The sequence below is a fragment of the Chelatococcus sp. YT9 genome, assembly GCF_018398315.1.
In the GTDB taxonomy this organism is placed as follows: domain Bacteria; phylum Pseudomonadota; class Alphaproteobacteria; order Rhizobiales; family Beijerinckiaceae; genus Chelatococcus.
On sequence record NZ_JAHBRW010000001.1, the window covers coordinates 3883949 to 3908310 of the forward strand.

Annotated in this window: 27 protein-coding genes; 6 read left to right on the forward strand and 21 right to left on the reverse strand. The window is 60.8% G+C overall.

The features are described 5' to 3' along the window. The first annotated feature begins 143 nt into the window (after positions 1–143). Together KIO76_RS17890 and KIO76_RS17895 are read left to right on the forward strand one after the other, a co-directional pair. Positions 144–1070 carry an ABC transporter permease gene (locus tag KIO76_RS17890; RefSeq protein ID WP_213324501.1) on the forward strand — a complete coding sequence of 309 codons (927 nt, stop codon included), beginning with the start codon at positions 144–146 and terminating at the stop codon, positions 1068–1070. Next, complete coding sequence (locus tag KIO76_RS17895) at positions 1070–1864, forward strand: ABC transporter permease (protein ID WP_502761892.1); 795 nt, start codon at positions 1070–1072, stop codon at positions 1862–1864. Before KIO76_RS17890 ends, KIO76_RS17895 begins: the two co-directional genes overlap by 1 nt. A gap of 30 nt (positions 1865–1894) precedes the next feature. On the opposite strand, the gene KIO76_RS17900 is transcribed toward KIO76_RS17895, so the two are convergent. After that, positions 1895–3718: an AsmA family protein gene (locus KIO76_RS17900; RefSeq protein WP_213324503.1), complete on the reverse strand. Its 1824-nt coding sequence runs from the start codon at positions 3716–3718 to the stop codon at positions 1895–1897. A gap of 264 nt (positions 3719–3982) precedes the next feature. Between KIO76_RS17900 and KIO76_RS17905 the strand changes: the two genes are divergently transcribed. Beyond that, complete coding sequence (locus KIO76_RS17905) at positions 3983–5938, forward strand: acetoacetate--CoA ligase (protein ID WP_213324504.1); 1956 nt, start codon at positions 3983–3985, stop codon at positions 5936–5938. A gap of 334 nt (positions 5939–6272) precedes the next feature. Here KIO76_RS17905 and KIO76_RS17910 read toward each other — a convergent pair whose 3' ends face one another. The 4 genes from KIO76_RS17910 to KIO76_RS17925 form a co-directional block, all read right to left on the reverse strand. Beyond that, entirely contained in the window at positions 6273–6842 is a 570-nt protein-coding gene (locus KIO76_RS17910; RefSeq protein WP_213324505.1) for a deoxynucleotide monophosphate kinase family protein, read from the reverse strand. Then, on the reverse strand, positions 6839–8089 hold the full coding sequence (locus KIO76_RS17915; protein ID WP_213324506.1) for a helix-turn-helix domain-containing protein: 1251 nt from the start codon (positions 8087–8089) through the stop codon (positions 6839–6841). Before KIO76_RS17915 ends, KIO76_RS17910 begins: the two co-directional genes overlap by 4 nt. Before the next feature lie 80 nt (positions 8090–8169). Continuing rightward, positions 8170–8487 carry a hypothetical protein gene (locus tag KIO76_RS17920; RefSeq protein WP_213324507.1) on the reverse strand — a complete coding sequence of 106 codons (318 nt, stop codon included), beginning with the start codon at positions 8485–8487 and terminating at the stop codon, positions 8170–8172. Continuing rightward, entirely contained in the window at positions 8484–8681 is a 198-nt protein-coding gene (locus KIO76_RS17925; RefSeq protein WP_213324508.1) for a hypothetical protein, read from the reverse strand. The genes KIO76_RS17920 and KIO76_RS17925 overlap by 4 nt, the downstream gene beginning before the upstream one ends. 156 nt (positions 8682–8837) lie before the next feature. Here KIO76_RS17925 and KIO76_RS17930 point away from each other — a divergent pair, with 156 nt between their 5' ends. Further along, positions 8838–9566, forward strand: coding sequence for an SOS response-associated peptidase (locus KIO76_RS17930; RefSeq protein WP_213324509.1), 729 nt, complete (start codon positions 8838–8840; stop codon positions 9564–9566). Here KIO76_RS17930 and KIO76_RS17935 read toward each other — a convergent pair. The 9 genes from KIO76_RS17935 to KIO76_RS31425 form a co-directional block, all read right to left on the reverse strand. Next, entirely contained in the window at positions 9535–9930 is a 396-nt protein-coding gene (locus KIO76_RS17935) for a hypothetical protein (RefSeq protein WP_213324510.1), read from the reverse strand. The two genes, KIO76_RS17930 and KIO76_RS17935, sit on opposite strands and share 32 nt — an antisense overlap. Positions 9931–10121: 191 nt before the next feature. Next, positions 10122–13919, reverse strand: a complete 3798-nt coding sequence (locus KIO76_RS17940; protein WP_213324511.1) for an SIR2 family protein — start codon at positions 13917–13919, stop codon at positions 10122–10124. Positions 13920–14167: 248 nt separating this feature from the next. Further along, positions 14168–14386: a helix-turn-helix domain-containing protein gene (locus tag KIO76_RS17945; protein ID WP_213324512.1), complete on the reverse strand. Its 219-nt coding sequence runs from the start codon at positions 14384–14386 to the stop codon at positions 14168–14170. Between the two features lie 277 nt (positions 14387–14663). Further along, positions 14664–14927 (reverse strand): hypothetical protein, encoded by a 264-nt coding sequence (locus KIO76_RS17950; protein ID WP_213324513.1) that lies wholly within the window; start codon positions 14925–14927, stop codon positions 14664–14666. Then, on the reverse strand, positions 14924–15202 hold the full coding sequence (locus KIO76_RS17955; protein ID WP_213324514.1) for a hypothetical protein: 279 nt from the start codon (positions 15200–15202) through the stop codon (positions 14924–14926). The genes KIO76_RS17950 and KIO76_RS17955 overlap by 4 nt, the downstream gene beginning before the upstream one ends. Then, complete coding sequence (locus KIO76_RS17960) at positions 15202–15531, reverse strand: hypothetical protein (protein WP_213324515.1); 330 nt, start codon at positions 15529–15531, stop codon at positions 15202–15204. Before KIO76_RS17960 ends, KIO76_RS17955 begins: the two co-directional genes overlap by 1 nt. Continuing rightward, positions 15528–16040 (reverse strand): lysozyme, encoded by a 513-nt coding sequence (locus tag KIO76_RS17965; protein ID WP_213324516.1) that lies wholly within the window; start codon positions 16038–16040, stop codon positions 15528–15530. Before KIO76_RS17965 ends, KIO76_RS17960 begins: the two co-directional genes overlap by 4 nt. Then, a complete protein-coding gene (locus KIO76_RS17970; RefSeq protein ID WP_213324517.1) occupies positions 16037–16261 on the reverse strand; it encodes a DUF7940 domain-containing protein in 225 nt (74 codons plus the stop codon). The genes KIO76_RS17965 and KIO76_RS17970 overlap by 4 nt, the downstream gene beginning before the upstream one ends. Further along, positions 16258–16383, reverse strand: a complete 126-nt coding sequence (locus KIO76_RS31425) for a hypothetical protein (RefSeq protein ID WP_283771448.1) — start codon at positions 16381–16383, stop codon at positions 16258–16260. The genes KIO76_RS17970 and KIO76_RS31425 overlap by 4 nt, the downstream gene beginning before the upstream one ends. 1070 nt (positions 16384–17453) lie before the next feature. On the opposite strand from KIO76_RS31425, the gene KIO76_RS17975 reads away from it, so the two are divergent. After that, positions 17454–17654, forward strand: a complete 201-nt coding sequence (locus tag KIO76_RS17975; RefSeq protein WP_213324518.1) for a hypothetical protein — start codon at positions 17454–17456, stop codon at positions 17652–17654. Here KIO76_RS17975 and KIO76_RS17980 read toward each other — a convergent pair. From KIO76_RS17980 to KIO76_RS17995, 4 genes are all read right to left on the reverse strand, one after another. Further along, entirely contained in the window at positions 17651–17818 is a 168-nt protein-coding gene (locus KIO76_RS17980) for a hypothetical protein (RefSeq protein WP_213324519.1), read from the reverse strand. The two genes, KIO76_RS17975 and KIO76_RS17980, sit on opposite strands and share 4 nt — an antisense overlap. A gap of 533 nt (positions 17819–18351) precedes the next feature. Further along, positions 18352–18687 (reverse strand): hypothetical protein, encoded by a 336-nt coding sequence (locus KIO76_RS17985; RefSeq protein WP_213324520.1) that lies wholly within the window; start codon positions 18685–18687, stop codon positions 18352–18354. Continuing rightward, positions 18684–19505 carry a hypothetical protein gene (locus KIO76_RS17990; RefSeq protein WP_213324521.1) on the reverse strand — a complete coding sequence of 274 codons (822 nt, stop codon included), beginning with the start codon at positions 19503–19505 and terminating at the stop codon, positions 18684–18686. Before KIO76_RS17990 ends, KIO76_RS17985 begins: the two co-directional genes overlap by 4 nt. After that, positions 19505–19825 carry a hypothetical protein gene (locus KIO76_RS17995; RefSeq protein WP_213324522.1) on the reverse strand — a complete coding sequence of 107 codons (321 nt, stop codon included), beginning with the start codon at positions 19823–19825 and terminating at the stop codon, positions 19505–19507. The genes KIO76_RS17990 and KIO76_RS17995 overlap by 1 nt, the downstream gene beginning before the upstream one ends. Before the next feature lie 224 nt (positions 19826–20049). On the opposite strand from KIO76_RS17995, the gene KIO76_RS18000 reads away from it, so the two are divergent. After that, the gene (locus KIO76_RS18000; protein WP_213324523.1) at positions 20050–20424 is read left to right on the forward strand and encodes a YkvA family protein; all 375 of its coding nucleotides are present in this window, start codon (positions 20050–20052) and stop codon (positions 20422–20424) included. Between the two features lie 330 nt (positions 20425–20754). Here the strand turns inward: KIO76_RS18000 and KIO76_RS18005 are convergent, their stop codons facing one another. The 3 genes from KIO76_RS18005 to KIO76_RS18015 all read right to left on the reverse strand — a co-directional run bounded on the left by KIO76_RS18005 (position 20755) and on the right by KIO76_RS18015 (position 24360). Next, positions 20755–23127: a hypothetical protein gene (locus KIO76_RS18005; protein ID WP_213324524.1), complete on the reverse strand. Its 2373-nt coding sequence runs from the start codon at positions 23125–23127 to the stop codon at positions 20755–20757. 350 nt (positions 23128–23477) lie between these two features. Continuing rightward, entirely contained in the window at positions 23478–23987 is a 510-nt protein-coding gene (locus KIO76_RS18010; protein WP_213324525.1) for a hypothetical protein, read from the reverse strand. Position 23988: 1 nt separating this feature from the next. After that, complete coding sequence (locus tag KIO76_RS18015; RefSeq protein WP_213324526.1) at positions 23989–24360, reverse strand: hypothetical protein; 372 nt, start codon at positions 24358–24360, stop codon at positions 23989–23991. Positions 24361–24362: the final 2 nt, after the last annotated feature.

Below are 24362 nucleotides of genomic sequence, written 5' to 3' on the forward strand. Positions count from 1 at the left end.
GCCGTAGTCTACACCCTGCCGCCGATCCGTGCTCGCGATTGCATCCAAAACACATATCGCAGCAGGTACTCCCCTAACGCCTACAATCCCTATAAATCTTGGCGGGAACAATGGTTGGGCCCGATTCTTCCTTCCGGACGGACATGACGATACCCCATTCGAAGAGCCCGACACGACGCTTGATGCAAGCGGCGGTGCCCGCCATCCCCTACGCGTGGCTTCTCGTCTTCTTTCTTGTTCCCTTTGTCATCGTGCTGAAGCTGTCGTTATCGCAGACGGCGAGCGCCATGCCGCCGTACCAGCCTGTGCTGGACCTCACAGGGGGTCTCGCGGGGATCGCGACGTTCCTCTCTGGCCTCAATCTCGATAACTTCCTTTTGCTGCTGGAGGATTTTTTCTACGGCGAGGCGGTTCTGTCATCCGTTCGTATTGCCGCCACCGCGACGGCCATCCTCGTCGTCATCGGCTTTCCCTTCGCCTATGCCATGGCGAAGGCGCCTCCGGCCTGCCGGCCGTTGCTTGTCCTCCTGGTGATCCTGCCATTCTGGATGAGCTTTCTCATTCGCGTCTATGCCTGGATCGGCATTCTGCGTCCGCAGGGTCTCCTCGATGCGGTTCTCATCGGCGTTGGTCTCACCAGCGAGCCGCTTGGGCTCTTGCAGACAGAGACGGCAGTCCTCATCGGCCTCGTCTATTGCTACCTGCCCTTCATGATCCTGCCGCTGTTCGCCACTCTCGAGAAATTCGACTGGACCCTGCTGGAGGCTGCTGAGGACCTTGGCGCCCGGCCATGGCGGAGTTTTCGCAAGGTGACGCTGCCGCTGGCGTTGCCGGGCCTGGCCGCCGGGGCCTTGCTCTGCTTCATCCCGATTATGGGGGAATACGTCATTCCCGAGCTCCTCGGCGGGACAGACACACTGATGATCGGCAAGACCCTGTCCGACGAGTTCTTCAAGAACAGGGACTGGCCGCTCGCTTCGGCGGTGGCGATCGTTCTGCTCGTCATCATCATCGGGCCGATTACGCTGCACCGGTCGATCGAAATGCGCCGGCTGGAGCAGGCCCGATGATCCGCCGCCTTTCCCGTCTCGACACAACCGTGCTGACGTTGGGCTTCGTTTTTCTCTATCTGCCCCTTGTCGTCCTGGTGATCTATTCGTTCAATGGCTCGCAGCTCGTGGCGGTGTGGGGCGGCTTTTCGACACGCTGGTACAGCGAGGTCTGGGCCAACTCGCAGCTTATCGATGCCCTATGGACCTCCGTCGGGGTCGCGCTCGTCTCGGCGAGCCTCGCGACTGTCTTGGGGACGTTCGCCGCCCTGGCGCTCGTGCGTCACGGCCGCTTCCGCGGCAGAACATTGTTCACGGGCATGATCTATGCGCCGTTGGTGATGCCGGAGGTGATCACGGGTCTCGCACTTCTGCTCTTCTTTGTTTCGCTGGATATCGGACGTGGCTTCTGGACCGTGACGCTCGCTCACACGAGTTTCACCATGAGCTTCGTCGCGGTTGTCGTGCAATCGCGGCTGATCGCTTTCGACCGCAGCCTCGAGGAAGCAGCACTCGACCTCGGCTCGCCACCCCTGCGCACTTTCTTCAAGGTCACGCTGCCGCTGATCGCGCCTTCGGTCGGTGCCGGCTTCCTGCTGGCGCTCACCCTGTCGCTTGACGATGTCGTCATCGCCAGCTTCACCACCGGTCCCGGCACTTCGACTTTGCCGATCGAAATTTTCAACAAGGCGCGCCGGGGCCTGTCTCCCGAGATCAATGCCCTGTGCACTCTGATGCTGCTCGCCGTGACCGTCCTCGTCATCGCTTCGTCGCTCGTGACGAAGGCGAGGAACGGCGATGCCGCGGCACTTTAAGAAGCGCGCATAACGTCCTCATGGATCAGTTTATTGCGCTTTGATGGCCTCGATGCGAGCCGGGCCCCGCTGGAGGCTGTTGATCGGAGCCGCGAACAGGGGCGCGGTCACCGATGAGCGCTCTATAAGGGCCTGGATGTCGGGAGCGATTGAGGGGCTGTCCCAATTTCCTGTGATACCGAGCGGGAAGCCTTTAGCCGGCACGGCAGTCGTCGGTGGGGTGACCACGCCTCGCAAGCTGAGCTGGCGGTCCGCGATATCGATCCGCCCGCCGAGAGTGCCGCGCAGTCCCGGAGCGTTCATGGTGGCGTCCGTGATGTCGCCGACGCCGTTCGCAATCGCAAGGCTGAGGCCGATCTGATCGAAATTGGTGCGACCGCCCCGCCATTCCATCGCGGTCGAAAGCGGCCGGGCTTGGACGCGCTTGGCAATGTCGGCCAAATCGAGCCCGGCAATCTCGCCCTGACGCAGGTTGAGGGTAAGTTTCCCACCAAGCTCATTGGCAAGCGCCGCGAAGGAGCGACCGCTCGATTCGAGGGCGATCTGCCCTTGGGCGAGCCCGGTGAACCGCCTGTTGCCAAAAACTTCGTTGATCACATCTCCGGCTTCGATCCGGTCGAAGCTGCCCATGAGCTTGACCTCGACACCAGGCGTCTGGCTCTGGGTCATGATCAGCCGTCCTTTGAGGGTGCCCTGGCCGAGCGAGGCCCGCCCGACGGACACCTCGGTGCGGCCGGCGTTCATCATGATGCCGGCGGCGACGTTCTCAAAAGCCAGCGCGCCGAGGCGTGCCGAATTGGCGGACAGGCGAATGTCGAGGTTCGCGCTGTCAAGCATCGGCGTGAATGTCTCGCGGCTCCAGCTTCCCCAGGAGGAGCGAGCGGGGACAAGGGGCTGCAGCAGCCGGTCCAGGTCGAGCGTGTCGGCTGCTACCGTGGCCGACAGGAAAGGACGGTCTCCCTCGAAGCGCAACACCAGCGCACCCTCGAGCGGGTTCTTGCCAAGCTCGATCGTTGCCGCGGGGATGGCTCCACCGCGCAACGAAAGATCGCCATCGCCGCTCAGCGCGAAGCTATCGATCTGGGTCGCAAGCGGCAGAGGATGGTCGAGCCACATCACGGCGTCGGCGAGCGATGGGCTCTTGAGGCTGTAGCGGCCCCGGGTTCGTAGAGCGTCGACGGCCTCGATCGTGCCCAGGAGCGAAGCGGATATCAGGCGTGACGAAACCGAGATCCAAGCCGGGGAGCTTTGCCCGGCTGCAAGGCTGCGCGGTTGGAGATTGATCGCGCGGAAATCCACCATCTCGCCACGCCAACGCCCACGACCTTGGAGATCGAGATCGTCATCCTGCGGGGACCATTTGGCGAAAAGGTCGATGTCATCCGCGACGTCATCGCCGTCATCATCGAGCAATTGCCCCCGCAACAGCGTGAGCCGTGTTGGCGTGACGGACGCGCTCGTGTCAGTGAGGCGCTGCTGCAGACTGGGCCACAGATCCGGAGCGGTTAAGGGCCGCAGGCGCACAGCCGGTGCGACCAAGGTCGCTTCCGCGATGGCGATCTGTCGGGAGCCGAACAACGTAAGGAGATTGATGTCGGCGCGCAGCTGGCGTGCGAAGGCCATGCGCTCGCCGTTGGCGGCGCGAAGCGTCACGTCGGGCAAAGTGATCCTTGGTACGGGCAGCAGGGTGAGGGTGGCATCCCCCTCCGACACGAGCGTCAGGCCCGTCACACGCTCCACTTGCCGTGCCACCTCCCGATCAAGCCTCAGGCCTGGCACAGCCCAGGGCGTCACCGCCGCAAGCGCCAGCACAAACGAGATCGATGCGAGGAGGAAAAACGTCCGTCGTGTCATGAGCAAAAATCAATAACGGGTCAACAGACAGGACGAACGAATCGCCCGGTCGCTTGAGAGGCAGCCGAGAAGGCTGAGCACGGCGGCCTAACCTCTCGAAAACCTTACCAAAAATTCTCAGCGGCCAACATCGCCGGCCATGTGAGAGAGCCGCCTCGCCCTCGCGGCGCACTCTGGCAGATATTGTGTGAAGCTGAAAGGTGGCGCTTTATTGACCAGCAAGGTGCCAGTCCCAGGTATCGCCGATATAACGGGGAAGAAAACATGACATCGTCGCGACCGATTTGGGCGCCGGATGCGGCGGAAGCGTCCCTATCAACAGTTGCACGTTTCATGCGTTTTCTCGGCGCGCGCGTCGGGCGAACCTTTTCTTCCTATCGCGAGCTTCATGCTTTCTCGGTTGCAGATCGCGCGGCCTTCTGGTCTGCCTTATGGGACTTCTGCGGCGTTGTGGGCGAGCGCACGGATGTGGTGCTCGCGCAGGACACCATGCCGGGGGCGACCTTTTTTCCCGGGGCTCGCCTCAACTTCGCGGAAAATCTCCTGCAGCGGCGTGACCACGCCACGGCCATCGTTTTCCGCGGAGAGGACAAGGAGGAGGCGAGGCTCTCCTTCGCCGACCTGTACAGCCTCGTTTCCCATATGCAGCAATGGCTCGAAAGCCTTGGCGTTGGTCCCGGTCATCGCGTTGCTGCGATGATGCCGAACCGCCCTGAGACCGTCGCCGCCATGTTGGCGACCGCCGCACTAGGCGCGACCTGGGCCTCCTGCTCGCCGGATTTCGGCGTCCATGGCGTGCTGGACCGATTTGGGCAAATCACGCCGACAGTGTTCTTCGCGGTCGACGGCTATTGGTATGCCGGCAAGCGGATACCGATTGGTGACAAGGTGAGGGACATTGCAGCACGCCTGCCGAGTCTCAAGGCTGTCGCCCTCGTGCCTTATCTTGGCGATGCCGAGGAGCTAGCCGACACCATTCCCCACGCTGTCTATCTGCCCGAGGTGCTCGCGGCCTTTCCGGCGCGGGCTGTACATTTCCCGCGTTTTCCCTTCGACCATCCTCTCTATGTTCTCTTCTCCTCCGGAACGACGGGCGCGCCCAAATGCATTGTGCATGGAGCGGGTGGCGCACTGCTTCAGCACCTGAAGGAGCATCGGCTGCATTTCGATATCCGCGCCGGAGACCGGGTCTTTTATTTCACAACATGTGGCTGGATGATGTGGAACTGGCTTGCCGCTGTTCTCGCCAGCGATGCGACGATCCTCCTTTACGACGGTTCGCCGCTCCACCCCTCGCCGAACGTGCTGTTCGACTATGCCGAGGATGAACGGGCGACCCTGTTCGGCACGTCGGCGAAGTTCATCGACAGTTGCCACAAAGCTGGAATACGCCCCCGCGATCGCTACGATCTGTCCACGGTGCGCGTCATCGCTTCGACGGGTTCACCGCTTTCGCCCGAGAGCTACGACTACGTCTATGACGCGGTTTCGCCCGACGCGCAGCTGGTATCGATGTCAGGCGGGACGGACATCCTCGGCTGCTTCGTTCTGGGGGAGCCGACGTCGCCTGTGTGGAGGGGGGAGATTCAAGCGCCGGGGCTGGGATTAGCCATCGAGGTATGGGACGAGGATGGCCGGCCCATGGTGTCCGGCAAAGGCGAGCTGGTCTGCTCCAAGGCCTTTCCCACCATGCCGCTCGCCTTCTGGAACGACCCGGACGGCAGCCGCTACCGCGCGAGTTATTTCGAGCGGTTTCCCGGGGTCTGGTGCCATGGCGACTTCGCCGAATGGACGGAGCATGGGGGCATTGTCATTCATGGGCGCTCGGATGCAACCCTCAACCCTGGCGGCGTGCGGATCGGAACAGCGGAAATCTATGCTCAGCTTGATAGAATTCCGGAGGTGCTTGAAGGGATCGCGATCGGGCAGGAATGGGACAACGACGTGCGGGTGGTGCTTTTCGTACGGCTCGCGGAAGGGGCAAGGCTCGACGCGGCGCTGGAGGAGGCGATACGCGCGGCAATACGGACCGGCGCCAGCCCGAGGCATGTTCCCGCCAAGATTCTTGCGGTTGCAGACATTCCGCGCACGAAGTCAGGCAAGATTACTGAGCTCGCCGTGCGTGACATCGTCCATGGCAGGGCTGTCAAGAACGCGGATTCACTAGCCAACCCCGAAGCGCTTGAGTTCTTCCGCGACCGACCGGAATTGCGCCTATGATCGCGGTTCGCATTACCCGGTTCGTCACACACAGACTGCGGCTCACTCGATATGCGTGGCACTGCCAATGCTGGCTGGCCGGATCTTTAAAGAGGGAATGGAAGGCGGCATCCTATTCGTGCGATGACGTGGAGATCATCGCAATGGCAGCCGAAGCATAAGCGGTCGCGAATGGGCTCAAAAACGCCGCTTTCGGTTCTGCGTGAAAAACTCTGAAAAACGATTGGCTGGGGGACCTGGATTCGAACCAGGACTAACGGAGTCAGAGTCCCCACATATGCAAGATATATCAACAACTAAGCTCCAAAATCTCACAAATGCGACCCGAGGCTTATCAATAGGTTACGAGCGTTTCGCAAAGTGAATTCTCGCCCAAAATGGCGTCAACGGCGCTGCGTAGATCCGCGATCGACCCGTCATTCCGCAGCACCAAATCGGGGGCACCCGGCAGCACCTCCGAAGGATGATCCGAGAGCGGCCCAACGCCAGGGCGCCGCACCTCGACGAGAAGCGCGCCGCGCTGTCGCAGTGCCTCAACCTCATTGGCAAAGCGCACGCTCTCTTGCACCACCCGGCCGCCGCCCTGAATGACGCGGTCGACTTTGGCCAGCCAGAGCGACAGCCAGAAATCAGCCCCGACGCAGTTCCGGCCCCATTCGGTGCCGAGGGTCTGCTGCGCCTCGGTTGAGGTGATCCCCAATTCCGGGATGAGATCGCGCTTCAGATCGCCATCGACGAAGCGCACAATCGTCGCCTCGTCATAGCCAATCTCGCGCAGGAGGGCGCCCAGCATCTGTTTGAGCGGCCGGCCGATGTGCGGCGCTGTGAATCCGTGGCGCTCGCGTAGATGCCGGGCGACCTCGCTCTTGCCGGCCCCGGCATAGCCCATGAGCCCGATGATCATGCCGCGGCCCTCGCCATGGTGGCCGGTATCCGCACGCGCGGCATGGGTGGCGGTGCCGGATCCTCGAGCTGGATCTCGACGCGCTCGCGAAGCTTCCAGCGTTCATGGAGTAGGAAGAGCCATTGCATCGGGGGCTCGAGGCTGGCGCGGAGGCCGTTGCCAAATTCGGTATAGCCGGGCACCGAGCCGTTGCTGAGCACGTTCCCCGGATTGGCCGAGGTGTGATAGTGCCCATGCAAGATGAGATCCGGCCGCCGGCCGGCGCGGGCTTGCTGGGCTTCCACCTTCTTCGTGCCACGGACGATCGGCGCCAGCGGCCCGATGAAGCCTTGACCTCCACCCGTGCCCATGCCGTCACCGTGGTTGATGAAGACGGTGTGGCCAAGAACCGGCACGACCGCATCCCGCGAGGCGCCGATCTGGAAGGTCACCCGTTTGTCGCCGGTATAGCGGTCGGCGACCATCGAGGCCGCGAGCGTGTCATAAGACGCGCGGGCATAGAGCTTGGCTGTCGGCTTCAGCGTGACGCGGCCATGGTTGCCCGGCACGGACACCACATGGACGCGGCCGAAGGTGTCGCGCAGATGGCGGATGCCGGCCGCGATTTCCTCCACGACGAATCGCACCTGCTCGTGCGCGGTGAGGGCATTCGTGATGCGGAGTTCTTCGTGTATGTCGCCGGAGACGAGATCACCACCGAGAAACAGCAAGGCGCCTTCGTTCTGGCAATCGACTGTCCAGCGTGGGCCGATTTCGCACGAGGCTGCGAAATACCGGCGCAGGCGTCGGCGGCAGATGTCCATATCAAAGGCGTTGAGGCCGAGGATTTCGTCGGCATCCACCTTCTCTCCGGCGTGAATGTCGGACAGAAGAAGGCCAATGGCCGAGCGGCTGCGCTTGGGAGACGCGCCAGCAAGCAACCACTCCGGCGGTCGCACCGGCTGGTTTCGGATTCCGGCCAGTTGCTCCGCCACCAGCTCCACCTTGGCGAGGTCCCTCTCGGCCGTCTTCAGCCGGCGGCGCCAGAAGGCGGCGTCATGCACCTCGCGGCGGGCGGCCTCGGGCGACTTCTCAGGCGGCGCCGACGCGAGTTCGGCGAGCATGGCGGAGAGCATCCGGGTTGCAGACTTGCGCCCAATGCCTAGCTCCCGTGCGGCAACAGCCGGCTTGGCTCCCTGCGCGAGACGCTGCCGCAAGGCGGCTTTCTGCTCGGCCGACAGATGGCGGCCCTTGATAGGGGAGTTCATGCATTCTCCTTTGGAAACGACGAAAATCCCCAACTCGCGCGAGGCGAGGGGGCTCAAGACGACTGCTTGTTGGGCGGGGGCTACTCTTCGGACAGCCCGCCGTTGACGACGCGCAACTGCGTCATCCCTGCCGGGACATCGGGCGGCCCGGGCGGCTTATAGAGATCGACGAGGCAGGCGGAGCAGGGTTCGCCATTGTACCGGCTGCGCTTCATGGTCCCCATGCGGCGGCGCGGGCAATCGATGGAAAGCTCTCTCACGAGTTTGTCGAGTGGGATTTCTGAGCCGAAGCGCTCCGCGAGACGAGCCAAGCGATATTTGCCGGATCGCTGGCACACATCGCAGCCAATCCGCACCCACACCCACGGATAATCCGACAGCTTATGCGCGATGATCACGGCTCAAGCTCCCGGCCGCGAACATAGCCGCGCGAGACAAGGCGCCCAGCCTCGGCAATCCGCCGCTCACGCTCAGCCAGATCCGCCAAGGCGTCACGGACGGCCGCCTCCAGTGCAGCCAAGGCGTCTCGCTCCTCTGCCAAATAGGCAGCGGCGATCGCCTCAACGGCCTTGTCTGTATCGAGATGGCTCATGGCCGGCCATTCTATTTCCACCGACAAGAATGAGAACAAAAAAAGAACAAATAGGTTCCTATCCTGTGCTCTTTGTCACGCCGCGTTGCCGCTGCGACGGCTTGCGTGTGGAAAAAAGGCCGTGCGAAGCTGGGACGATCAAGGGAGGCAGCGCGCGTGTGCAATCTCTACTCCGTCACCAAAGGCCAGCAGGCTATCCGCGAGCTGGCGAAGGCGTTCGAGGATTACACAGGCAACCTGCAGCGCATGCCGGGCGTCTTCCCCGACTACTCCGCGCCGATCGTGCGCCATGGGCCGAACGGACGGGCCTTGGCTCTAGCACGATGGGGGATGCCGTCGTCCCAGTTCGCACTGATGCAGGCAGCAAAGAAGCGCGCCGCGAAGCTCGAAGCCAAGGGCCAGGCGTTTGACTTCAAAGAGCTCCTGAAAATGGAACCGGACAGCGGCACGACCAACGTCCGCAAAACCGACAGCAAGCACTGGCAACGCTGGCTGGGGCCAGACAATCGGTGCCTCGTGCCATTCACCTCATTCAGCGAGTTCAACAGAGAGGCCGGCGGCGACATCTGGTTCGCCCTCAATGAGGAGCGCCCGCTCGCCTTCTTCGGTGGTATCTGGACCGAGCGTTGGCCAAGCGTTCGCAAGATCAAGACCGGACTGGAGGTTGCTGACCTCTATGCCTTCCTGACCACGGACGCGAACGCGGAAGTGGCTCCCATCCATCCCACAGCCATGCCCGTCATTCTCACCACCGAGGCGGAACGGGAAATCTGGATGCGGGCGCCCTGGAGCGAGGCCAGAGACCTACAGCGTCCGCTCCCAGACGGCTCGCTGCAAATCGTAGCCAAAGGCGTCAAGACCGACGACGCTCTTCCATCTCTTTGATGGCCTGGTCGAACTGTTCTTTGAAGTCGCGTTGGCTCTCGTAGTCGTAATGGCTTTGCCCGTCGTCGTTAGGGTCGTCCTCACCCTCAGGACCTTGATCGGGCCAGCCACCTTCCGGCTTCACGACATCCAATCCGGATGTCTCCGGACGTTCGCGATCGGCTGGCCAGTTTGCGCATATCGCCTCGATGGCGGCTCTATCCGCTTCGTGCCAGACATCAATGGCCCGGTCGTCTTCCTCGCTATAAGGGATAAGCCCGTGGGTATCCGTCCATCCTTCAAGCGCAAAGAAGCCGTCCAGCGAGTCCAGCGGCGACACATTGTGCTTGCGGAACACTGCGGCCGCAGCGTGCAGGCCTCGCATGACTTCTTCTTAGGTGGCGCCAGGCACGTCCATGGTTAATGTGATCTTCATGGCTCGATCTCCACAGCCCCGCCTCTATGGAACAAAAGAGGAACGGAAGAGTCAAGCGGTCTAAATGAGCAACCGCTTGCGATCGTGAATTCGGCGGGAACGAGGACTTTCTATCCCACCCGCGTCGACTTAATCGTTCCCTAAGAGGAACGACGTCGACGGAGCTCCGACAAACGAGCATCACCTTGGGTTTCTGGCGCATCAGCAAGAATGTCCAGAAACTCTCCGAACTTGTATGGCCAAAGTGTCGCGTCCTCGGCCAGGATCGCCCAAAGGAGATCGAGCATAGCGGCTGGGTAGGCCTTTGCAGGGTGATCTTGGGGTTCCGAACGAAGAGGGTATCCTTCAAGCGTGCCGCCCCGCACTGGGACCAGCCGCGGGAGGATGGTCTGTACGACCCGCGGGAAATGATCCCCGCTGGCAAAGGCAAGATCGACGAGGCGAAGCGACAATTCAGGCGTTCGCACGACCCGTTGGTTCGGCCAGACGTGGAGCAGGAAAGGGATCAGGAGGGCAGGCCAGTCGCCTTCCGCTTCCACTGACCAGCGCTCAATAATGGCCAAGATGTTTCTACGGAGAGCGTCGTCGCCATCGACGAGGATCTCGCGCAATTCGGCATTCGTGACAAGTTGTTGATTTGGATCAGCATCAGGGTCGTCGCCCCATCCAATCAGCAGGAACCCGCCGATGACGTTTGCTTCTGCACGTCGGCGCCTGGGGGACCTTGCCCGGGCGAGAAGAGCGGGCTTCAAAAGCTCATAGAGCTTACGAGAAGGCGCACGTGCGGCCCAGAAGATGCCATCCCACAGCGCATCGCCATCTTCACCCTCATGGCCTGTGATCTCGATCAGATGGGCAATGGTCCATTTAGGAGCAATATAAAACAGCCAGTCGATCCGGAACCCCAGCATAACCAACACGTGGCGTCTCATGTCCCCCGGCAAGGTCAGCAACTGCTCTTGCCGTCGCGTCCAGTTCTGGGGCAGGCCCCGGCCCGACGTCCGGATTTGTATCGAAGGCTCCTGCATGAGGAGGCTTGCAATCTTGCCGGCAGGCGCGTTCAACGCGTCATTCGCCCAGCTGCTGTCAACACGGCGTTTCCGGCGGTCGTTGCGCAGATGTAGCGCGGCAATGAGTGGGTCCCAAACGCGCTCAATGGCTGGGGTCGGCCCATCAAAGGCACGCGGGCCCAATCCTTGTAGCCATTCGGCGACAGGATAAGCGATGCTGCTGAGCGAAGCAGGAGGCAACGTGGCAAGACGGGAGCCGATAGCGAGGACGAGCCGCGCCGGATCGCTCTTGCGCTTCTCCGATTGGAGAAAGGCAGCCCAAAAGGAGAACGGGATCTCATTCTTACGCGCGGCACTGCTAAGCGCAGCCAGTGCTCGTACCGGTCTTTTCTCCGCCAGGTCTTTGAACGGGCGCCGCTCGACCTGGTCAGAATAGCTCGACTGGCTTGCAGTGCGCGCGCGCTCTAGGATCTCCCCGATAGGGACTTGGTCAAGCCGCTCCGGTTCTGTTTCTGTGTCTACTCCGCGCCCGGAAGTCGCGCGTATTCCCGTAGCTCCTCCCTCCGATCGATCTGACCAGTCCACGGCAATAGAACGAAGCGCTGCGATTTCAGCGTTCACGTCAAACGAGAAGGATAGTCCCTCACGTACTAGCCAGTGCAGACGGTCGAGCCGATAATGTGCCTCCGCCCGTGCTTTTCTATCGGCTGTGAGATCCGACCAGGGAAAGTTGGTTGTACGTAGACGCCGCTCAAACCGTTCACGATCCTCAGCCGAAAAATCTGCCCAGCGATCACGGATCGCATAGAGCAGATCTCGCCGGTGCAATGAACCCCAAAAAACTTTGTCCGGAAAACCGAGAAGAACGTCAGCAGCAACACCCGGCGCTATAACTGGCTTGCCCGCTGCCCAGATGCGCAAGCGGCCAAAAATATAACTGTCTTCCTTCGGCCAACAGGCGATTTCCCTACGCGCGCGTCGCGGCGAGATTTTTATCAGTCTTTCCATGAGCTGCATGAAATGCGCTATCGGACCGATGAGACCATAGGCGCCAAAGGATATTGGCTCCCCACCATCATCAGGGCGCGTATCGCCTATCTGAATTATAGGTTGGCCGATTTCAGTCTCAAGCGAACGGGCGAGATCAAGGTTCTCGCGGAAGCGCGTGACCGCGTAAGCCAGTTGCTCGTCAGGAATATGTAGTTGTTCGTAAGGATGCGGATAGTCGACATCGTGATATAGCAGCGCATCGGGGCATTCGCCATCGGTCCACGAGAGCGGATGCGGCACAATAATGCCCCGACGCACCTTTAGCCGCGGCTGGAACAGGGCCGCATAATCGCGGACGCGCATTTCCGACCATCCTTCGCGTTTTACGCGCTGATAGAGCTCATAGTAGGACTGGTTAGGCTCCTCGCGCTGATCTAGCCAGTCGGCGATTAGCATGCGCCAGCCGTGACGAATATCGTCGGGCCACCGCTGCGGCTCCTCACGAAGGGCTGATTGAATCATCCGGACAATGTCCGGGTGAAGCGGACCACAACCGGCGGCCCACCATAATGCTATTGGTTGATGGGCGACACGACTGAACCATATTCCGACACTACGCAGGCGGGTGGAAAGATTTCCCGCGAGGTTCTGCGGGGCGCCGCAGAACCCCCCCAGGTCGTCGACGCTTGTATCTTCTTGGTCGGAGGCCATGGTCGCGAAAGCGCTCCATGACCCTTCCGGGGCCGTGCGGTCCTGTCGCTCGTGAACGTCGTCTACCGGCTGCGGCGGAGTGTCGAAGTCGAGCCCTAAACTTTCGTATGGGTCGATGCGCTGGTCGGACTCGCCATAGGGATCAACGAGGTCTGGCTTTTCAAAGCGCAAGCGCGGGTCGAACGCGAGCAACCATGATGCCGGCAGCGGCCTTTCAGCAATGCTCACCCGTCGAGCGCCTCGGCGAGTTGAGAGCACGTGCGCGATCTGGCCGCGCACATGTGGATCAAGCGCTGCGGGGCCGCCTGCCGCGCTTTCAAGCAACTTAGTGTACCAGCCATCAACGTCGCGAGCGCGCTCAGCCCAGGCCGCAAGACTGTCCCATAGCGGATCGAAACTTTCGGAGTTGTCGAACGAGATCGCTCGGACCCCGCGATGTTCCCATAGGGCGGCATCGTCGGAACTTCCGCCTGCCTGAAATGCAAAAAGACGGCTACGATTACCCGCTCGCAGGTTTAGTGCTTCAAGCAAATACTGAACCGGCGGGTCGTCAGCGCCGTAGCCGACGAAGACTATCTGGTAGCGGGCGAGCAGCGACTGGATAAAACGCGTGGCCCAGCCGTCAGACAGGTAGGCACGGCCAAAGTCAGCACTGGAGACGACAAACTCTTCGTCACTCGGTCCTGAATAGTCTTTTTTGACTCGGCCGTGAAGATGCACAATACCACGAAAACCTCCGCCTCTCGGATCTGGAAGATCGGGCGGAGCGAAGCAGACGGCCTCTGGAGCGCTATCTTCAAACAGGAGGTCGAAGTTGGTGGTAACTAACCGCACCGAGCCGTCTCGTCCCCGCGAAAGATCGATCAAGGATTTGTGTGCGCTCAGATCCGGAGACTTGTCCGGCTTAATGGCCCGTGCGACAGCGTTCTTGATGTCCTGCGGTTCGAACTCGCGCTCGAGGAGACTGAATATGCGATCCGTGGGAATGAGTGCGCCGACTCCGTCGAGTGGGCGCCCGAGCGCCTCTATTCGCTGGAACAGCTTACGCGCCAGGCTGTTCCTGCCAGCACCTAGTAGTTCGATGACATCACTGCCGAGCTTGAGAAAGTCCGGCAAGCGAGCGCGGTGACGTGACACGCCTGCACCGCAAAAGAAGATGACGTCGCCTGCATCGCGCGCCATAAGAAGATCATCTGGAATGGAAGGGCCGTTAGCCAGAAAGCGCATGCGCGGACCGCCTAGGGGAGACCCGATGATAGCGCCGCATCTCGCTTGTACAAAACGCGAAAGGCGCTTTTACTACTGCGGATTCGATAGATTGTCTTGATGATTGATTTCTTTAAAATGGCCGACCCCCAACTTTTCCCCGAATGGTTTATTGCAGATTACCTCGGCAGACGTCCACACCATCACCCTTCGCGCTCTATCCGCCACGTTCCAGGCGCGCACTGGATCACCGGCTGTGTTGGCGCCGCCTATTGAGGCTGCGGCCCCTCATAATCCCGTATGCCGAGCGCGAGCGCGGCGCAAGCAAGCTCGATGGACTTCGGGATCACGACCGCGCGGCCGTCTTCATGGCGGCTGCCCCGCTCATAGAGCTGAACAGAGGGCACGCTGATGCCGAGCAGGTCAGCGGCGGCGGGCTGGGAGAGCTTCATGTGCTTGCGCCACGCCTTGAACTGGTCGGGTGTCATGGTAATATCCTCGTCGAGGAGGTGAGCCGCTTCCTTTCCGGTGGGAGCCGGACTTTCGTCCGGCCCCCGTTGGCTTAGCCTATGATCAAGATGATTGTGCAACCAAGGATCTTGATCTTCAGCACTACCTTCCGGACTTTCAAACGGCTCACCTCCTTTCGTGAAACCCGAAGCGATTGCCTCGGTGATTTGTTATCGCATACTGAGTAGGTGAAAGCAAGCCTTTTCACCTACACAGTATGCTTTTTTATTTGATGATTTTGAGCCACGTTGGGATCTATTTCAGGCTGAATGCCCGGAAGCCCAAGGTCAGCAGGGTGATGAGCCCGCCCACAAGCGCGAGGATGATCGCTGTGCCGATCTTGCTGGCGGTGCTGTCAACGGCCTTGCGCAACCGACGAATAAATCGGAAGTCCTCACGGGCTTCATCGATATGAGCGGGCTCGTCAGCTCTCAATCCCATGTCATGGAGAGCGTCCTTGACGGCCTCCTGCACGATTGCCCGCAGCTCATCCTTGCTGATCGTGACGGCGTCATTCATCGCCAGCCCTCCCGGAGCGCATCGTCACGGGCGATCAGCCGGAGGCCACAGCGCTGTTGTGAACCGGATCGAGCCCGGTCAATCTTCCAAAGGCGTTCAGTGTCTTCGACCGACAGCGCGCGGTCGGGGATCTCGACGACACCGACGAAGCAGCGGCGGATGTCGAGCGGGATGTCAGGCAACTTGGGAGCCTCGGCAGGCGGTGGCGCCACTTCACGGGCGGTGCCGCATCCAGCCAAGACGAGAAGGAGGGGCAGGACGAGGATCTGTCGCATCAGCGCACCCCTCGGATACGACGGACAACATCGTCAGGCAGGGCTGGCGCGCTGTTGGCCGGGGTATCATCGATCGCCGCGCGGTTGGCCTCTTCGATGCTGTCGTGAGCAGACTTCATCTGAGCGTCGGCAGCATCGGCCCGGGCGATTGCGGCGTTGCGCTCGATGACGAGTTCGGCCTGACGTGCGCGCCACGTAGCCCGCTCCGCTTCAACGCCGTCCTGATACTTCAGGATGCCATAGCCCCGCACGCCTCCGGCCGCGAGGATCGCCAGCACGAGATAGACCGCGATCGGTGGCATGCCGATGGCCGAAGCGAGGGCGTTCATTTCAGGCTCTCCAGGCATAGCTCGAGCTCGCCCATCCGGTTCGCGTCGCCGTACTCGCGGCGGGTCTTCAGCCCAGCAATGACCTTGCCGCCGGCCCGGTTGAACCACGTCATCGCATGGCATGAGCCGCGGAAGTCGCCAACCCGCGCCCGCTTCGCCGCCGTCGACGAGCAGGCCGCCCCGACGCCGATGTTGTAGGCCTCATCCAGCATCGCCCCTTGCCATCCGAGCGGGGCATCGTCGAAGCCGGGGATGCAACGGGTGAGCGGCTTGTGGAAGTCATTCTCCAGGCGGGACAGGAGCATCGCCTTGCACTCGGCATCCGTCTTCACCATGCCGGGTTTTACGTTGAGTGTTTCGCCCGTGCAGATGGTCCAGACCTGCCCAAGCCTGTCCCAATAGGCCTTGTTGACGGTGCCTTCCCAGGGTTCGGTCAGATAGGTGGCTGTCATGGCAACGAGGCCAAGCGCGGCCCCAGCCGCCAGAGCCTTTCGGGCGCGAGCGCTCATTCTTGTTCTCCTGAAACGGACTTTTGAGCGACGATGCGGGCGACAAAGCCGGCGCAGACCGTCAGACCCGAGAGAGCGGCGAAAGTGCCGCGATGGACGGGAAGGATCTCTTGAAGAAGCGGGAGGGCGACTTCAGCGCCGGACAGGACGCCCGCGAGAAGAAGCAGGCGGATGCTCCAGGCATAGCGCAGGACCTCGCGCCAGTTGGGGACGAGCTTCACCGCTTCTCACCCTCAACCACGTGGCGAGTGCCATTGGTAACATCAGCCCAATAGTTGCTCTCGCGAGACGCGCACGCGCTCACGGCCGCGGCGATAAGCGCCACGATTAGAATGATTCTCATCGATATCTCCGAACGTTAATAACCTTGTGGCGCGTCGACGCGCGTGATTGTCTGAGGTGCTCAGCTGACGGGTCGGCAGGCCCAAGGAGGAGTTGGACCGAAGTCGGCGCGCACGCAGAGCCGAAGCCCCTGGCCGTGACCGCCTCGCGGCTGGGGGCGGGCTGCCTCGCCTGCTGCGAGCGGAACAACCGGCCTGCTAATCGCTTGCTAAAGAAGAGCACTGCCGACGGGCTCACCGGTCGGCGGGCATCTCAGTCAAGCGGCAGGTGTCGGGTGATTGAAGAAGCCGAGTTGCAACTGGCCTTCCGACAAGTCGACCTCGCGAGGCGGCTTGTGACCCGTCAGTCGGCGTTGGTGAAACGGTTGCGTGCAGCTAAGGCTGAGACTTCATCCGCTGAGCAGGTTCTTGCCCTTCTGGAGGCATCGCGTGACGCTCACGAGGCTCACCTCAATAGATTGCTGAGGCGGACCGGCCGAATGCCGCAAAAGTAATTTCCCCCTCCGGAACATGCCGGTTGCTCCCTTATTTCCTCTGTGCTCCTGGTCTCGGCACCTCGGCATCCAGAGAATCCCCGGCCTCACTCGTCGCTTACCAAAGCGGGCCGGGGAACCAAGGAGGAGCCTCTCAGCCGAGAGGGACAGATCCAAGTTGCTCGAGAGATCCCCCGCCGCGGCTTTCCATGGCAGTCGGGGTTCTCTTGTGTAGATGTCGGCGGGTCACAAGGGTGCACAGCTGCCTGATACGAATTTCACAAAATTGCTTTGGGGAATTCCCATTTCCGCCTCAATGGACAGCTCTTTGAATGTGCCCGTCGAGCTTACGCTTCCGGGTGTCCCCGGTCGTCTTTTCCGCCCCCAAAGCAGGGCGGCCGGGGACTTTGGATATCGATCCGCGACTGCGCGCGACCTGCTGGAACTTGGCCGCGAGTGCTGGTTACTCCATGGGGCAGTACGGTACCGTACAATCTTCAACGTTGTGTCCAAAGCGCGGCTAGGATTGTTCAGCGCTCATCGATCCAGCAAAAAGGCGCCTGGGAGATGTGTGCTCTCGCTGTAGTGAGGACGTAACCGTGACTGCTTTCCCCGAACCCGTTCATCAGGAAGTCAGGCGTCAGATTTCCAGGCAGCTTGTTGAGAGATCATTCGTTGAAGTGACCAAGGTGGTGGAGGCGATCGTTCAACGCTTCCCGGAACATGCAGCTCACCGAGACGAACTTCGTCCCTTTGTCGTAAAGGTGGGGGCTGCAAAAGGCGCACCCATCAAGTTCTAGGCAGTGGCGGCGCGGCGTCGGTCCGTGGCCCGCCCATCAACTCCTGCGGCCTTCAGATATCGATCGGCGACGCTGGTGCGCCGACCGCCAGGAGGCGAAGGGCAGATGCGAATATTGGCAATTGCGGCCGCGGCGTCGAGCGCCGCGATCAGCAGAATTTTCATCAATGTCTCCGAACGTTTATCCGCCTTGCGACGCGAGCTTGGCCGTGATTGGCTAGAAATGCCTGCTTACCTCCAGGCCGAAGCCTCCGGCCGTGATTGCCCCCAGCGAAGCGGCCGGGGGCGGGCTTGCGGAGTGAACCAAGCTATGTTCGGATTGCCGATCTCGAACCCGCTCCCCCGGGCACGAGGTACCGCCCTCGGCTCCCATTTTCCCCGGCTCAAGCCAGCAGCCGGGGGCGGGTCAATCTGCGCTGCTGCCAGTAATCGGGCCGCGACTGCACTCGTGGGCTCAGTAACCCACAATCAAGCATCTTCGGCCGGAACTAGGGCGTCGCGAGGGCGTTAACGTAGGCTCCAGGTATCCCTCACCCGACATCTGAAGCATCCCCCGGCTATAAGTCGCTTGCCAGAGCCGGCCGGGGGATCATTTCTGTTCTGACTTGGGAGCGTTCTCAGCAGAGAGGAGTGACCCCAAGCCATCCCCGACACTGAGATCCGGAACCCCGGCTTCCATGGCAGCCGGGGTTCTCTTTTTAGATATCGATGGGAGGCTCTGGCGCATGCACCGTCTCGTCTTCGAGGATAGCGAAGGGCAGTTCGCGTAGATACGCAACCATCGCCGCCGCGTTGGTGATGTATGCCGGATCGTCGATGATCCGTTTCGGCGCCACGAACTTGCCGACGAGCTCGACGACAGCGCCCGCCTCGAATTCCGTCGCATCTGGGTTCAGGTTGATCCCGACGCCCGGTGACGCCGTGTCGATGGCACGCGGGGCGATGTAGACGGGTGGAATGCTCGTCGGATTGCTCAGCGCTTCAAGGGCAACCTTCTGTGCGGCGGTGATGATGAACTTGTTCTCGACGCTCATGCTGCGACAACCTTGATTTTGGTGATGTAGTTCTGGACCACGGCATTCAGGTTGGCTTCCTTGCCGACGCAGGACGCGCCAGCCATCAAGAAACCCACGCGCCGCGTGCTGAAGATCGAGGGCGAGCGACCGCAGATGCGGAATTGCCCGGTAGGCCTTCCAACGGCTGACACGGTTGCTTCGGCCATCTGAACGCCATCACGCCAGATCCGTTCGGTGCTTGCGTCGATGCGGGAGATCCCCGTCAGACCGGCAGATACCGCCACCGCCGCGAGCGTGGTCGCACCGCTGACGCGATTGATCTGACCGCCCATGGAGCCCGTCGAGCCGCGCGGGATACAAAATGCGGCGTAGGTTTCGCCAGCCCCGACATCCGGCACTGATGCCCCCAAATCCGTGTCCGTATACGACCAGACGCCGGCATCGTTGACGGTCCAGCGCACCCCATTGGTCGCCGGGAAAAGCCATGTCCCGACGTAGCTAGATGTCCCGTTGCCAGTCCACCCATACCGATCGGTCCATGTCGGTGAGTTCGACAGCGAGAAGATCTTTGACGCGTCCGGATTCTTCAGGTCCGTGACGCCGTGGATCATGTTGGTGGCGGCGGTGAAGGCGAGCAGATCGGCTTCGGACCAGAGGCCGAAGTCCAGCAGGGCAACGATCGTCTCGTTGAGAAGCGACTTCACAGCGGCGGATGGAGCGGCCCCGACGCCATCCCAGAAGTCAAAGACCGCTTTGGCGCGAGCGTCATAGCTCGGAACGGATCGCCGCCCGCGTCGCGCCAGCCCGAGCCCGGTGGAGAGCGCGAGGCCCGCCATCAGTCTAAAGCCTTGACGGCGATCTTATGCCCAGCCGGTACCAGGAGATCGATCGAGCTTCCGGCCAAGAGCACGCGCCGCGGAGCGTTCGACGGGTTTGGCGTGCCGCTGCCGCTCGTCAGCCACACGTCCACGTCCGTGGTGACGCGAGCGACATTGTGGTCAACCCCGTTCACGCTGGCGCCACCAGGCGCGGCGGCTGAGACGGCAGCCGTTCCCGAGACGGCAAGCTTTTCCGAGGCAACCGGGGCCGCCTTGTGCAGCCCCTGCGAGATAGCAGGAGACGCGGCGAAGCCGTATTCGACGTAAACTGTGGGCATGCGGCCCTCCTAATCTGGCGAGAACGAATTATTTCACCCGATCCGCGGCGTCAGGGATCGATGGGACTGGTGTGCAAGGGGCAGGTTCGGATTTCGCTCATCGAGGAGATGATCGGCTACTGCGCCTCGGTTGCTTAAGCGCCTCCATGAGGTCGCCTGAGACGTGAGGGGGCCTTATTTGCTAACCTTAGTGCGATACGAAACGAACCTGCGGAAGACGGATCATGCTGATCCTGCGAGCGAAACAGTGGGCGCGCATCATCAAGCAGGATGTACTCGCGCTTTGGATTGCGTCCCTAGATGGTCGGACGCCCTGGTACGCGAAGGTCGCCGCCGGCGCGGTGGCGGCCTATGCGCTCAGCCCGATAGATCTCATTCCGGACTTCATCCCGGTGCTGGGGTATCTCGACGATCTGATCATCGTGCCGCTAGGCATTCTCCTGGTCGTCAAGCTTATTCCGGCACCATTGATGGCGGAGTACCGGGCCGCCGCAGCTGAGCGCAGCAGGCACGCTAGCCGTGGCGGCATGATCGCTATTGTGTCGCTATGGGTCGTCGCTGCCGTGCTTCTGTTCTGGTGGCTGTGGCCCTCGGCGTGACCAGCTCAGACGCCGAGAGCTCGCTTAACCTCTTGTTATGCTGAGAGGATGAGAAGGCCCCAAAGGGCGCCGGTGGCGACTTATGCGACGGGGATGGGATGGGCAGGGATGGAGCCCGAGGCGGCGACGTGATCGGAGCCGAAGGACAAGATGCAGATGGAAAACCAAGTCAGGAATTTTCGAGCGTCCTGCATTTGCTTCCGTTCTCGACGACATTTTTGCCGTTCATTCCCTAGCAAATCGCCAAAAGCTGCCGTTCAACCGCTTTAACCCGAGGCGGCTCTCCAAGGTCCACGAAATTATCGAGTTGCCGGACGGCGACTGACGCCTCTACGCCTTGAGGATGCCTTTCGCATAAATCTCCGGTTCGATCTTTTCGGTCAGAGCGCGATAGGACGAGTCGATGTCACCCGGGCGAGCAGAAACCGCTATGCCTTGGCCGACCAACGCCTCCAGCGTATTGCGGATCTGGTACCAGCCGACGTCCGCTCTGTTGAGCTTAAACTCGTCGCGGATGCTCTTCGCGATCTGCTTCTTCTCGAAGGCATTGAAGTACGCCGACCACACCTTTCGCCCATCGGCCAGAACCTTCTTAGCTTCCTTTGATAGCTTCAGGGTTGCGAGATGGCTTGACATGAAGTCAGATTCGAAGCGGCTTGGCGCCCCCACCTCCTCCTCGGTGTAAGGGATAAAGTGGTTCACCAGCGACCAGCTCTTTCCCTGCCACAGGAGGCCATCAGCGCCGACAGAGAGGTTCCGGTTGTTGAACAGCATCCAGACCAGGCAATCGTTGGCCATTTCTTCCGGGATGGTCTGCGAAGGAATAAGAAATTGGTCACGATCGTTAAGCCAGGTCTGGCGGATGATGCGTTTGGCCGTGAAAACCACCGCAGATTGCCAGAGGTTCTCTTCGGTAACCAGGAAGCCTCCCGCACTGGCATAACCCGAGGAAAAGAGTACGGTGTTACCCGCATGCTGGAGGTCAGATCCATTGCTGATCATCCCGCCAATCGCGCCCTCAGCCCAGCGTGTGCCGCGAACATCTATCGTCCGGCTCGTCGGCTCTAAGGCATTCGTGAGTGGTAACGCCGGTGTCGAGTTCGGCCTAGCACGCTTAATCCATGCATTGAGCAGTCTGTTTTTGGGCACGTCGTAGAACCGCTTGGCCCCGATCGGCTTGGCATACCTGTCGAGCACCTCCGCCTCGATCTCGAAGGGCTCCTTGCGCCTTTTAGCAGTGTCCCACACCAGAAAACCGATGGGGAACTCACCCTTCAACCCGTCAAAAGCACGGCTAGGGACAACGAACCCGCCTAGATAGCGGGCATTCCACTCATTACGGAAGTTGTCGAAGTTTGGCGCGTTGACGTACTTAAGCTTCGAAAATATGGCCACGATCGCATTGGGGAGCTCGGCCTGGATGCGCAGCAGGAACTGAATAAACAGCTCCCGGCGGGCGAACCCAACGTCACCTCCCAGAGCACGACCCACCGCGGTGGTCGCCACCCCTGCGCCGGCATTCATGGCCTCCGCATACGGAGGATTGATCAAGACAACGATCTTTTCCTTGGCGGCAATGGCGTCCCGCAGCTCCTGCGGGAGCTTGTCAGTAAGGCTGTAGTCGATCTTGCCGTCTTCGGTGACGTCGTCGTTGAGGTAGTCGTACTGGAAACGGTAAGCTGCGACGCAGGTTCTGGTGGCCTTCATAACGTCAACGTCGGACTGGTCGAGCGTAGACATGAAAAGGTTGCGATGATTGGAGTGCTTAACCTCGAGGTTCCCAACCCCACAGCACATGTCCCAGACCTTGTATTTCTTCTGCCAGTTCTTCCCCAGGACGAAGGCCAGGTGGTCATAGGCCTTATCTACGACATGCAGCGGAGTATAGAACGCTCCCTTGAAGACACGCTCTACGACCGGGATCAAACTGTCCCTGCGCTCGAGGATCTCGTTCCGGTAATCCTTCTTGGGAGGCCGGTGGTAGATCGACCAAAAGCGCCGGTACCCTTCCACGTTGCGTAGGGCATGCAGCTTTCCGTGAAGGTCGAATACGGGATCACCGTCTCTGAAGAGCAGCTTGGCGGTCAGGTCCTTGTGCGTCGACACGGTGCCGTCGTTCATGATGTCGGCGAAGAAGAGAAGGTTGTAGCTATCCTCCTCGACATCCTCGATCTCCTGGCCGATCATCTCCACCCACTTGTCGAACACCTGCTTGAGGTTGTCCGGGGTGATCTGAGTGCGGATAATAGCGCCGGACGCGATCGCGTCCTTTACTGTCGTGACGAACTCTGCGGCATCGTTTTCGATATTGAAGGCAACGAAGTGGGTGCCGATGTGTATCGAGATCGCGTCCACGGCCTCCTTTGGCACCGCTGAGGCAGATTTACCCCACTTGATAGTCTTCTTAGCCAAGAACGGGATGACGTGGCTGCTCTGCATCAGGGCAGCCTTCTCCGTGTCGATCACGCACAGCAGCGCCGGAACATGCTCGCCCCTGTTCAGCGCCACCTGCACGTAGTGGAGCAACTGAGTGAACATCTCATAGAAGGTCCAAGAATCCTTGGCCTTCGCCTCAAACCAAACCTCTTTGGTCTGGATATCGATGATGTTCTTGGAGTAGCTCTTCAGCCCGAGAGCTTTGATGTAGGCGTCCTTGACGTCTTCTTCGCTCTTGGATTTCTGCAGATCGGCGTAAAGCCCCACGTTCAATGCCTCCCCATGTACGCAAGTTATCGCTCAGTATGCGATGCACCGTATTTCCATTAACGGCAACGATTCTGACAAAAATAGCATTGACCATTCTGCCGCTGCCGGCACGAGCGGCACGTTTTTTTGCTCCCATCGCCCTTCTGAAGCTTCTCCTTGCGGACAGTCCGCTGCCATCCCAAAGGTCGCCGATTCGTCGAATGACTGCATTCCGCATGGCTGGCTCAAAAGCAGACGTTAATCTTTCCGCCTTAACTGCGACAGTCGCCGCTTCAGCGCTTCAACAACTGGCGTCGAAAAGAGATACCCCGCTACCGGCGGGCCGTACTACCAGCTGTGAGGTGCGATCAGGGCGCAGGCCAATCCGGCACGACGGCCCGTGCCGCCGCCTCGTCTTCTGCCGCATCGATCACGGCCTTGGCTGAGAGGCGCGCCCGCTCGATCTGCGCACCGATGAGCTGCCATTGCCCGTGCATGCCGAGCACGACGGCCGCGACATCAGCGATCGTCGCCCCGGTCACACCGACTTCTGCGGTCAGGAGCGGATAGTCCCCGGCGCCATCCGTCTCGGTGTAATGCTGCGCCTCTGCCGCCTTGGCCTGATATGTCATGGCCTGTCCGGCACCGGGTGTGATGTACCGCCCGCGCTCGATCTCGGCGCGACGGTCGACCGAGGCCTTGAGGCTGGCCTTGATCTGGGCGAGCGTCGGCAACGTCACGACGCGGGCAACGCCAATGGTTTCAAGATCCTGATCAGACCAGAGATCGAGCACCGAGGCCGGATGCTGCATGCCATCGGCCCCGATGAAAGAGCCGTAGTCGAGCGGCGCTTCGTTGAGCGTGAATGTCGTTGTCATATCAGAGCCAATCTATTCTGATGGTTTTCGTGCCGCTGGCGGGAAGTATCGAACCGGGCCATGTTTCTGAGACAGCAAAGTTTCCATCTTCATTGTCGAAGGCATTGAATACATTGCCATCAATCGTAACGCTGAAATTGGCACTTGCTAGGCAGCTGATAACCGTGGTCGGGCGATCCCATATGACATTATGAATTCTTGGATCATCCGGAGAAATAGCTCCCATCTGCGAGGGAACAAATGGTTCTCTGGCGAATCCATAGAAGGTGAAGCCTTCAGTCGTCATGCTACCGACCGTCACGACATAGTTGCCACTCGGGAAGAGGCCGCTCTTCCTCGGCACCCAGAGTGTTGGCGCTCCCAATAGCCCCATGG

Excerpts from the sequence above, each read along its gene's own strand:
- KIO76_RS17890 (WP_213324501.1), top strand. The coding sequence starts at position 144 with ATGACGATACCCCATTCGAAGAGCCCGACACGACGCTTGATGCAAGCG.
- KIO76_RS17900 (WP_213324503.1), bottom strand. The coding sequence starts at position 3,718 with ATGACACGACGGACGTTTTTCCTCCTCGCATCGATCTCGTTTGTGCTG.
- KIO76_RS17905 (WP_213324504.1), top strand. The coding sequence starts at position 3,983 with ATGACATCGTCGCGACCGATTTGGGCGCCGGATGCGGCGGAAGCGTCC.
- KIO76_RS17910 (WP_213324505.1), bottom strand. The coding sequence starts at position 6,842 with ATGATCATCGGGCTCATGGGCTATGCCGGGGCCGGCAAGAGCGAGGTC.
- KIO76_RS17915 (WP_213324506.1), bottom strand. The coding sequence starts at position 8,089 with ATGAACTCCCCTATCAAGGGCCGCCATCTGTCGGCCGAGCAGAAAGCC.
- KIO76_RS17925 (WP_213324508.1), bottom strand. The coding sequence starts at position 8,681 with ATGAGCCATCTCGATACAGACAAGGCCGTTGAGGCGATCGCCGCTGCC.
- KIO76_RS17935 (WP_213324510.1), bottom strand. The coding sequence starts at position 9,930 with ATGCGAGGCCTGCACGCTGCGGCCGCAGTGTTCCGCAAGCACAATGTG.
- KIO76_RS17940 (WP_213324511.1), bottom strand. The coding sequence starts at position 13,919 with ATGCGCTTTCTGGCTAACGGCCCTTCCATTCCAGATGATCTTCTTATG.
- KIO76_RS17945 (WP_213324512.1), bottom strand. The coding sequence starts at position 14,386 with ATGACACCCGACCAGTTCAAGGCGTGGCGCAAGCACATGAAGCTCTCC.
- KIO76_RS17950 (WP_213324513.1), bottom strand. The coding sequence starts at position 14,927 with ATGAATGACGCCGTCACGATCAGCAAGGATGAGCTGCGGGCAATCGTG.
- KIO76_RS17955 (WP_213324514.1), bottom strand. The coding sequence starts at position 15,202 with ATGCGACAGATCCTCGTCCTGCCCCTCCTTCTCGTCTTGGCTGGATGC.
- KIO76_RS17960 (WP_213324515.1), bottom strand. The coding sequence starts at position 15,531 with ATGAACGCCCTCGCTTCGGCCATCGGCATGCCACCGATCGCGGTCTAT.
- KIO76_RS17965 (WP_213324516.1), bottom strand. The coding sequence starts at position 16,040 with ATGAGCGCTCGCGCCCGAAAGGCTCTGGCGGCTGGGGCCGCGCTTGGC.
- KIO76_RS31425 (WP_283771448.1), bottom strand. The coding sequence starts at position 16,383 with ATGAGAATCATTCTAATCGTGGCGCTTATCGCCGCGGCCGTGAGCGCG.
- KIO76_RS17980 (WP_213324519.1), bottom strand. The coding sequence starts at position 17,818 with ATGAAAATTCTGCTGATCGCGGCGCTCGACGCCGCGGCCGCAATTGCC.
- KIO76_RS17985 (WP_213324520.1), bottom strand. The coding sequence starts at position 18,687 with ATGAGCGTCGAGAACAAGTTCATCATCACCGCCGCACAGAAGGTTGCC.
- KIO76_RS17990 (WP_213324521.1), bottom strand. The coding sequence starts at position 19,505 with ATGGCGGGCCTCGCGCTCTCCACCGGGCTCGGGCTGGCGCGACGCGGG.
- KIO76_RS17995 (WP_213324522.1), bottom strand. The coding sequence starts at position 19,825 with ATGCCCACAGTTTACGTCGAATACGGCTTCGCCGCGTCTCCTGCTATC.
- KIO76_RS18000 (WP_213324523.1), top strand. The coding sequence starts at position 20,050 with ATGCTGATCCTGCGAGCGAAACAGTGGGCGCGCATCATCAAGCAGGAT.
- KIO76_RS18010 (WP_213324525.1), bottom strand. The coding sequence starts at position 23,987 with ATGACAACGACATTCACGCTCAACGAAGCGCCGCTCGACTACGGCTCT.
- KIO76_RS18015 (WP_213324526.1), bottom strand. The coding sequence starts at position 24,360 with ATGGGGCTATTGGGAGCGCCAACACTCTGGGTGCCGAGGAAGAGCGGC.